Here is a 1,046-nt window from a genome sequence, read left to right as displayed (position 1 = left end):
GCCGTGTTTGAGGAAGAACCGCAGTTCTTCGAAGGTCGGATATTCCGGCGCGCAGAGCAGCCGCGACACGGCGAAGGCGCCGCAGGCATTGGCCCAGGTCGCCGCTGTCGCATGGTCTTCGCCACCCAGCCAGCCGCGCAGGAAACCGGACATGAAGGCGTCGCCGGCGCCCAGCACATTGTAGATCTCGATCGGGAATCCCTTGCCGACGACGCCGTCCTCGAGATCGTCGCTGATCGGTCCGTCATAGACGATGCAGCCCATGGCGCCGCGCTTCAGGACGATGGTGGCGGACGACAGCGAGCGGATCGTCTTCAGCGCGCTCAGGCAATCGTCGGCGCCCGACGCGATCATGATCTCTTCCTCGGTGCCGACGATGAGGTCGCAATCGGGTAGCACCGTCTTCAACTGCGCCGAGACCCGGTCCGATTTCACATAGCGCTCGAACCCTTCGGCATGGCCGGCAAGGCCCCACAGGTTCGGCCGGTAGTCGATGTCGAACACCACCTTGCCGCCCTTGGCCTTCATGATGCGGATCGCCTTGCGCTGCGCGGCATCGCTGTTGGGCCTGGAAAAATGCGTGCCGGTAACGACGATCGAGCGCGCCGAGGCGATGAAGGCCTCATCGATGTCTTCCGGCGCCAGCGCCATGTCGGCGCAATCCGAGCGGTAGAAGATCATCGGCGAAACGCCTTCGTCCTCGACCGACAGCAGCACCAGCGCGGTCAGCCGTTCCTTGTCGGTCTTCAGGCCGTCGACATTGACGCCCTCACGCGTCAGCTGCTCGCGGATGAAGCGGCCCATCTGCTCGTCGCCGACGCGGGTGAGCAGTGCCGAGCGCAGGCCGAGCCTGGCCGTGCCGACCGAGATGTTGGCCGGGCAGCCACCGACCGACTTGGCGAAGGAGGTGATGTCCTCCAGCCGCGAGCCGATCTGCTGCCCATAAAGGTCCACGGAAGCGCGACCGATGGTGATGACGTCGAGCGGCGCGTATTCAGCGTCCACGGCTTCGCTCATTGGAACCTCCCGTCGGCCTTGTTGTGTTG

General features: G+C 64.9%; 1 protein-coding gene. It reads right to left on the bottom strand.

Annotation, left to right across the window (positions count from 1 at the left end; genetic code table 11):
- Window positions 1–1,017: 5-dehydro-2-deoxygluconokinase (gene iolC / locus EN750_RS35955; RefSeq protein WP_127399392.1), on the bottom strand; the 1,017-nt coding region annotated here is incomplete at its 3' end.
- Between the last annotated feature and the right edge of the window lie 29 nt (window positions 1,018–1,046).

The organism is Mesorhizobium sp. M7A.F.Ca.ET.027.03.2.1, from assembly GCF_003999175.1.
Classification (GTDB): domain Bacteria; phylum Pseudomonadota; class Alphaproteobacteria; order Rhizobiales; family Rhizobiaceae; genus Mesorhizobium.
Note: the sequence above shows the minus strand (reverse complement) of the source record. Positions and strands in the feature narration are given on the sequence as shown.